Origin of the sequence: Delftia sp. K82 (assembly GCF_002193035.1) — a bacterium.
Classification (GTDB): Bacteria; Pseudomonadota; Gammaproteobacteria; order Burkholderiales; family Burkholderiaceae_C; genus Comamonas; species Comamonas acidovorans.
On sequence record NZ_MYFL01000001.1, the window covers coordinates 290,731 to 298,859 of the forward strand.

Sequence of the window (8,129 nt, forward strand, 5' to 3'; positions counted from 1 at the left end):
CTAATTATTTTTTCAAGTCACGATTTGATACGGATGAGGAATTTCAATACAATCGCGGCCCAATGAATAGAGCGGGGACGGAGGGGCTATGGAGTGGAAAGACTCGGGGAGGATTGCGCCCAGATGGCTGATGCTATTGGTTGGCGCGGTGTTTGCCATTGCAGGAACCATCGGCATTGCCTTTGCACAGGCCGCCGATGCGGTATGTGCCGAAGTCAAGATTGTCATAGAGCAAAAACTTTCGCTGGAGCGCCAGGCATTTGACGCCAGGATGGTGATCACCAATGGCCTGGCGGACCAAAAGCTGGAGAACGTCAGCATCACGCTGCAGTTCCTGGATGCGAACAACCAGACGGTGATCGCCACCACGGATCCCGCAGCCTCCGGAGCCCACTTTTTCTACCGCACGGATGGGGTCGAGGGCATCACTTCCCTGCAGGGCGGCACCATTGCTCCCAAGGCCGTCGCCAATGTCCGATGGCTGATCATTCCCGCAGCCGGCACGGGCGGCCGCGATCCCCAGGGTGCGGTCTACTACATAGGCGCCAAGGTCACCTACACGCTGGATGGCAAGACCGACACCGTCGAGGTCGCACCAGAGTCCATCGTCGTGCGGCCCCAGCCTGAACTGGTGCTTGACTACTTCCTGCCCCGTGACGTTCCGGGTGACGATGCCTTCACCCCCGAGGTCGAGCCTTCCGACCCCTTCACGCTGGGCGTGCGCATCAAGAACAGTGGTGGCGGCACTTCGTACAAGACCAAGATCGATACCGCCCAGCCCCGCATTGTCGAAAACCGGCAAGGGCTGCTTGTCAATTTCCAGATTCTGAGCGGCTATGTCAACGATGCGCCAGCAGGCAAAAGCCTGCTGCTCGACTTTGGCGACATCACGCCGGGATCGTCCCTGCATGGGCGCTGGAACATGGTGTCCAGCCTGGCCGGCAAATTTGTCGAATTCACGGCCGGATTCACCCATGCGGATTCGCTGGGCGGTGCCCTGACGTCCCTGATCAAGACCGTCAATACCCATCAATTGGTCCAGGATGTGCGTGTCGATCTTCCGGGACGCGACAAGGTCCGCGATTTTCTGGCCCTGGATGGCGATGTCTACCGCGTCTATGAATCCGATGGCGTGGATACCGAGGTCAGCGATCAAAGCCGATCCGCGCAATTCGTGCCCTCCGGTGCCACCGCCAGCCTGCAGTTCAATCCCGTGGCCAATGGCATGGCCTATGCGCGCGTGCCCGATCCCTCCAGGGGCACCCGTCTTCCCCGGCAGGTGGTCCGCTCCGACGGCTACGTCGTCCCTGGCGAAAACGTCTGGCTCTCCAGGCAGCGCAACGAGGACCTGAGCTGGAGCTATTACCTGAACCTGTTCGACGTGAACACCACGGGCCGCTACACCATCGGTCTGGTCGCTGGCGAGGCACAGGCCAGCATCGCCGGCGCGGCCTTCGAGGACCGCAATGCCAACGGATTGCGCGATGCAGGCGAGCCCGCCATCCCCGTGCTCGAAATCAAGCTCACCGGTACCCGGGCAGGCACTGGGGAGTCGGTGCTGGCCACGGCCCACACCGATGCCCAGGGCCAATTCCGATTCGATGGACTGCTGCAGGGCAGCTATGCGCTGTCGGCTGCCGTCAGCGAGGGGCTGGTCGATGGCGCTGCGCTTGCGGGCACGGCGGGCGGCCAGTCCGCGCCGGGACGCATATCGGGCATTGATCTGGCCACCGGTACGGCGGCTGCGGGCTATCTGTTTGCAAAGCGCTCCGCCAAGGTGACCGGGCCAGATCCCGAACCGGAAGCGGACATTGGCATCAGCGTGACTGCGGCACCGGCCACCATGGCGCGCGACGGTGGCTCCACGGTCACCATCACGGCACGCAATGCCGGGCCGGCCATTGCAGCCTCCACCGTCGTCCATGTGGACCTGCCCCAGGGGCTGGAGATCGCCAGCCAGTTGGCATCGGCGGGCAGCTATTCGCAGGGCCGCTGGACCCTGGGCGACATGGCCAAGGACTCCGCCCCCACCCTGGTGCTGCAGGTGCGTCCTGCAGCAAGCGCCACGGCCAGGGAATTCCTGCTGGCCGCACGCATCGGCGCGGCCACCCGCGACCCCGTCACCGGCAACAACGCGGCCAGTACCCTGCTCAGGCGCGAGCAGGAGGCCTCCGTAGCCGCCTCGCAGACCCTGGACCAGGGCCTGCGTGTGCTGGCCTATGCCGCATGCGGCGCCGATACCGCTTGCACGGACGGCAAGCGCCAGGCTCTGCAGGATCTGCTGGCGCAGGCCGATGGCTCGGTGCAGTTGGCGGTCACGCCAGGGGAGCTCCGCAAGGCCTTGCGTGCCGGCGACTTCAGCGCGCTCTGGCTCCATGGATCGGTGGATGACCTGGCCGCTTCCCAGATGGAGGAAGTGCGGGCCGCCGTCTACCGCGGTGCCTCGCTGGTCATCGATGGCGCACCGGGCGCGTTGCCGGACACCTTGGCCGACGTCTGGGGCGGCAGTCGTTCAGGCCAGCCACTGCCTGCGGGCGTCTCTGTGCACCTGGGCGATGCAGGCTTGGGCGATGCGGCGCTGGCGCTGCAAGGCCGGGCGTGGGCGTTGCAGAACGAAGGCGCAGGCTCGGAACTGGCCCGCTATGGCACAGGGCAGACTGCTGCGTTGGGCGTGGCCCACGGCAAGGGCCAGGTGCTGGTGATCGGCTTCGATGCCCTGGCGCAAGGCGCGGTTGCGGCTTCGTGGAAAGACTGGACCAAGACGCGCTTCAATGCCCTGGTCCCGCCTGTGTCCGAGCCCATGCTGGCGCAATCTGCCGTGCGCGTCAGAACCAGCATCGCCAACCGAAGCACACAAGCCATTGCGCTGGAGCAGGCCATGACCCTGGCCAGTGGCATGAAGCTGCGCTCCTCCTCGCCGCAGGCCGTGGTCGACGGTGATCGGGTCAGGTGGACCCTGGAGCCCGCCTCCCAGGCCGAATTGCAGGTGCAGGCCTGGCTGGACCTGCCCGGCACCTCGCTGGCCACCACGGTCGAGACGCAGTTGCGCAAGGCCGGCGACAAGTCGCTGGTGGACAGCTGGTCGCAGCCGGTCACCGTCATCGCAGAACCTCAAGCCGCCGCTAACACCCGGGCCGCAGTGGCTGCGCTGGCGCAGGCCACGGCAGACCAGCGGCAGGCCGTCGAGGCATTGCTGGGCCAGGCTCGGGTCGCCATGGAGCAGCAAAAGCCGGCCCAGGCCCTCTCGGCCCTGGTGCAGGCCCAGCCCCTGTTGAGGGAGCTGCCATCCCACGGTACCCGGAATGTGGCCCTGCAATCGCTGGCGCAGTGGATAGGCCTTGTCGCCGCCCAGTGGCAGGAGGAGCCCGCGCGGGATTGGACGCTTTCCATCGTGTCCGGCGACCTGCAGTCCGCCAGGCTGGAGCAGCCGTTTGCGCTGCCGCTGCAGGTGCGCCTGCAGACGGCTGGTGGCAACCCGGTGGCAGGGCAGGAGGTCACGTTCGACGCGCCTGCCAGCGGGGCCTCCGCACGCTTTGCCGGCGGCAGCCGCCAGGCGCGCGTGCTCACCGACGCACAGGGCCTGGCACGCAGCCCGGTCATGACAGCCACTGGCGCTGCGGGAAGCTTCACCGTATCCGCCGGCGTCGAGGCCTTGCCCGGCGGCGTGCGCTTCACGCTGGGCAACCTGGATGGCACGGCGCCCGTGCTGCGCATTGTCAAGCTGGCAGGGGATGGGCAGACGGCCACAGTGGGGACGGCCTATGCGGCACCTGTACGTGTCAAGGTCACCGATGCGCAGGGCGCCGCCGTGGCCGGCCACGCCGTGGTCTTTGCGCTGCCGGACAGCGGAGCGAGCGCCGTGTTTGACGGCGGCACGCTCGCAGCGCAGGCCGTCACCGATGCGGCAGGCGTTGCCGCGTCGCCCGCTCTTCGAGCCAATGGACTGGTCGGAGCATTCGAGATGCGCGTGACGGCGGCCGGTGCGGGCGAAGCCTTGCGCGTGTCCTTGCAGAACCAGGCCACGCCCGCAGGAAGCAAGGATGTGGCCCTGCCAACGCCAACGGGCTCCGGCACGCTGAAAGCCTCGGTGACGGGCGGAGGCGCCAGCTGCCGCTTCAACCCGGACAAGACGGCCGTGCGCAAGCCTGAAGGCTGGCTGCCGCTGTTCAACGTGCTGCTCTTCCCGCATGGCGTGTTCGACTACGAACTCACCGGCTGCGACGTCGGAAGCACGGTCACCGTCACCACCGAGTGGCCCAACCTGTTCGGCATCAGCAGCTACCTGAAGTACGGGCCTGTGCCCCATTCGCGGGGCCGCAGCATCTGGTACGCGCCCAGGAACCTGTCGATCAACGGCAACCGCATCAGCTACACCATCACCGATGGCCAGTTGGGCGACGATGACCTGCAGGCCAATGGCGTCATCAAGGACCCGGGCGGCCCCGTTATTCAGTCTGGGCCGTTGCCTGAGGATCAGTTGACGGCGGTGCCTGGCCTGGAGGCGGCGGGCCTGGCCCTGTTGTCCGCCCTCATGGCCTTGGGCGCCTGCCTGCAGCACAGGCGCCGACGCGCCGCACGTGCAGGCGCGGGGATGGATGCATGAGGCTGCGTCGTTTTTGTGGCGCTGGCCTGGCGCATGCAGTGGCGGTGTGCGCAGCCGTCCTGGTGGCTGCACCATTGCGGGCGCAGGCCGATGCCGAGCCGCAGTCCTGTCGGGCAGACGCGCATGCCGTACGGGACGCAAGGGCCGCCGAGTCCCCTGTGACGTGGCCCCGTCAGGTGCTGTCTCTGGCGTTGACCCCTTCCTGCTGGATGAGTCCGGCCGAGTGGCGGCAGCGCCTTGTTTCCCCTGGCGCAGCGGCCATGCTCGTTGACGTTCGGCCGGCGCAGCACAGGCGCGCTACCCCCATCGCGCAGGCCCTGCAGATGGATTTGCCGCAGCTGCAAGGCAAGCGTTTTCTGATGCAGGAGGAAGTCATCCTGCTGGGCACCGGGCTGGACCATGCGGACCTTGACTCGGCATGCCGGCAATTGCGCAGCCAGGGCTTTGGCCGTGTGAAGGCCTTGCTGGGCGGCGCGGCGGTGGCCCTGCATCCCACGGCATCGGCCAGGCTGCAGGACCTGTCCGCCAGCGACTGGATCGCCAGCCTGGGACAAGGCATTGAATGGACGGTGCTGTCCCTCAGCAAGGCCCTGGATGCGGCGCCGGCTGTGCAGTCACCCGTTGACGAACAACAAACGCACCGTCTGGTCGCCACGCACGATCTGGCCATCCAACTGAACGCCATGGCCGGCGGCAAGGCACGCGGCGACCAGCCAGGAGGCCTCGCATCCCGGGCTTTGGTGGTCATAGCCGACGCTTCGACGGAGCCTGAGTTGCGTGCCCGATTGGCCGCGCAACGGGCCTCTTTGGGTGAGCGGCCTGACGCAGTGCCCCTGTACTGGCTGCTGGGCGGGTGGCAGGCCTATCAGTCACAGGTGGCGAGCATGCAGGCCATCGGAACAACGGCAGGCCACCGGCTTCAGGCGGCATGCGGGCGGTTTTGAGCGAGCACAACGATTGAACGAGTCAAGTATTGGGGGAGAAGTGGTGATGCAGTACAGCGTGCGAACGGATGGGTCTGTGGGTGTGTGCAGAAGGGCGAATCCTGTGCGTTGGCAGGTCCTGGCCGTGACCGCGCTGGCCCGCATGGCAGACGTGGGGAAGGCATGGCTGGCTGCCTGTCTTGCGCTGGCATTGCTGCTGGTCTCTCCCGCCTGGGCCCAGACCACGTTGAGCGGCACCATCTCCAGCCAAACGGTGTTGCGTGCCAGCCAATCGCCTTACCTGATGCAGGGCGACGTGGTGCTCGATGGCGATGCAACGCTCACCATCGAGCCGGGGGTGACCCTGCGCATGGCCCCTGGCGCCAGTTTCCTGCTCAAGAAAGGTGCGCTGCAAGCCGTGGGCACGCCGGACAAGCCCATCCTCATCACCTCGGCGGCCGCAACCCCGGCGCCCGGGGACTGGCGCCAATGGCGCATGACGGCCGGCACGCGCAGCGCCCAGACGCTGCTGGACCACGTCACCATCGAATACGGCAGCAGCGTGGTCATCGAGAACGCTGCCCCTTCCATCAACAACACGGCCTTCAATCACCACAGCGGCCCGGCCATCGGCGTTGATCTTGCGTCCTCGCCGGCCGGCAAGGGAAACTCGGCAAAGGGCAACTCGCTGAATGCCATTGCAGTTCCTTCGGGCACCATTCGCTCCCAAGTCATTTGGGGCATGGTCGGCATTCCTTACCTGGTGCAGCAGGGCCTCATCCAGATAGGTCAGGCGCCCTTGTCCATCGAGCCCGCCAGGCTCCGGCTCAGTCCCGGCGTGGTCGCCATGCTGAGGGTCTCGCTCAACGCGCCTGCACCTGCACAAGGCGTGGTAGTGGACATCACCAGCAGCGTGCCCTCGGTGGCATCTGCCGTGTCGCGGGTCGCCGTGGCGCCGGGGCAGACCAGCGCGGACCTGGAGGTACAGGCCAGCACCCTGGGCGCTACCCGCATCACCGCAAGCCACGCCTCGCTGGGCTTTGCCGAAACGCAGATCGAAGTCGTCAATCTGCCTTCGCTGGGCCTTGTCCCCGGCAGCCCCACGGTCGGTGTCAACCGGCCGTATTCCATGACCGTGTCGTTGCCCGCGCCGGCACCCGTCGGTGGTGTGAACGTGCAGTTGGGCAACTCCGACGCCAACGTGCTCTCTGTCCCATCGTCCGTGCTGGTCCCGGCGGGTCAACAAGGCGCCAGCTTCGAAGTGACGGGCCTTGCCGATGGCAGCAGCCGGCTGACAGCCCAAGCCGAAGGCCATGCCAGTGCGCTGGCCACGGTCTCCGTGCGTGGCAAGGCACTGGTGCTGCCGGCCAGCGTCATCGTGGCGCCTGGTGCGCAGGCCAGCGTGACTATCGAAACCACTGAGCCAGCTCCCTCGGCAGGGCTGGCCGTGAGCCTTGCACTGGAGCAGGCAGGACTGGCACAGGTCCCGGCGTCCGTGCAGATTCCCTCTGGCCAGAGCAAGGCGGCCTTCACGGTGGCAGGCCAGAGCCTGGGCACGACCCGGATCACGGCCACGGCCAGCGGCTACCAGTCGGCGCAGGCTGCATTGCGCGTGGATGCCATCGGCCTCGACACGGATCCAGCCGCCGACCTGGTGATGAATGAGGAACTGACCAGGGTCCTGCGTGTGCAGTTGAGCAAGGCGGCTCCGCAAGGCGGCGTCACGGTGTCTGTGATCAGCCGTGATCCGGCGGTTGCCGGCGTGAGCCCTGCCGAGGTGTTCATTCCCCAGGGACAGATCTATGGGACGACGCCGATCACGGTCAAAGCGCTGGCTGTGGGGCAGACAGTGCTGGATTTCGCATCTCCAGGCTTGATCGCCAAGGCGGTGAAGGTGGATGTGAAGGCGAAGTTCGCGCTGAGGCTCACGAGGTATGGAGGAAGCAAGTTGATCGTGGGCAAGGGGCTGTACAGCGTCTCGGACGAGTTGTATGTGGAGCGGCTGGTCAACGGTGTGGTCAGCAACGGAGCTGATGCGGTGACGGTGAACCTGCGCTGTGTGGCGGCGGAGATCTGCGAGACGCCAGCGACGGTGACGATTCCTGCGGGACAGAGCCGGGCCTACATCAACGTGGGCGGCCTGGAGTTGGGCTCCACGCAGATCGAGGCCTCTGCGGAAGGGGCGACGGCTGCTGCACCCATGCCGGTGGAAGTCATCTTGCCGCAGATGCGGTTTGAAGGCCTGGATGGACAGCGGTCTACGGTCAGTCTGAGGGACAACTTCTATGTGGTGCTGAGCGTACCCGGCGCGTACTGGTCAGAAAGTCAATATGCGATCAAGCCGATGACGGTACAGGTGGGCCTGGGGGACCAGGACCCGGCTGGTGTGGTCACAGGCATCTACTCTGCTGCCAATGGGGGTAGCCTGATCTCGCAGATGGTGATCGATCGAGGGCAGAGGGGCACGGGCTGGGTCTACGTGGAACGCCCTGTTTCAGCGGGAACCTACAGGGTGCAAGCGCAGGTGCAAGGCCTTGTTGAGAGCAAGTCGAATGTGCAGACCGTGGTGGCTGCCAGCCAGGCGCTGAGGCTCACGAGGTATG

The 8,129-nt window shown here is 66.2% G+C and carries 3 protein-coding genes; all 3 read left to right on the plus strand.

The annotated features are described in order from the left end of the window. The first annotated feature begins 130 nt into the window (after positions 1–130). A complete protein-coding gene (locus tag KDK82_RS01300) occupies positions 131–4,603 on the plus strand; it encodes an IPTL-CTERM sorting domain-containing protein (protein WP_179217832.1) in 4,473 nt (1,490 codons plus the stop codon). 260 nt (positions 4,604–4,863) lie between these two features. Then, positions 4,864–5,547, plus strand: a complete 684-nt coding sequence (locus KDK82_RS01305) for a hypothetical protein (RefSeq protein ID WP_088163847.1) — start codon at positions 4,864–4,866, stop codon at positions 5,545–5,547. A 103-nt stretch (positions 5,548–5,650) separates the two neighbouring features. Continuing rightward, the coding region (locus KDK82_RS32590; RefSeq protein ID WP_218827060.1) for a hypothetical protein at positions 5,651–8,129 on the plus strand (2,479 nt) is incomplete at its 3' end.

Excerpts from the sequence above, each read along its gene's own strand:
- KDK82_RS01300 (WP_179217832.1), top strand. The coding sequence starts at position 131 with ATGCTATTGGTTGGCGCGGTGTTTGCCATTGCAGGAACCATCGGCATT.
- KDK82_RS01305 (WP_088163847.1), top strand. The coding sequence starts at position 4,864 with ATGCTCGTTGACGTTCGGCCGGCGCAGCACAGGCGCGCTACCCCCATC.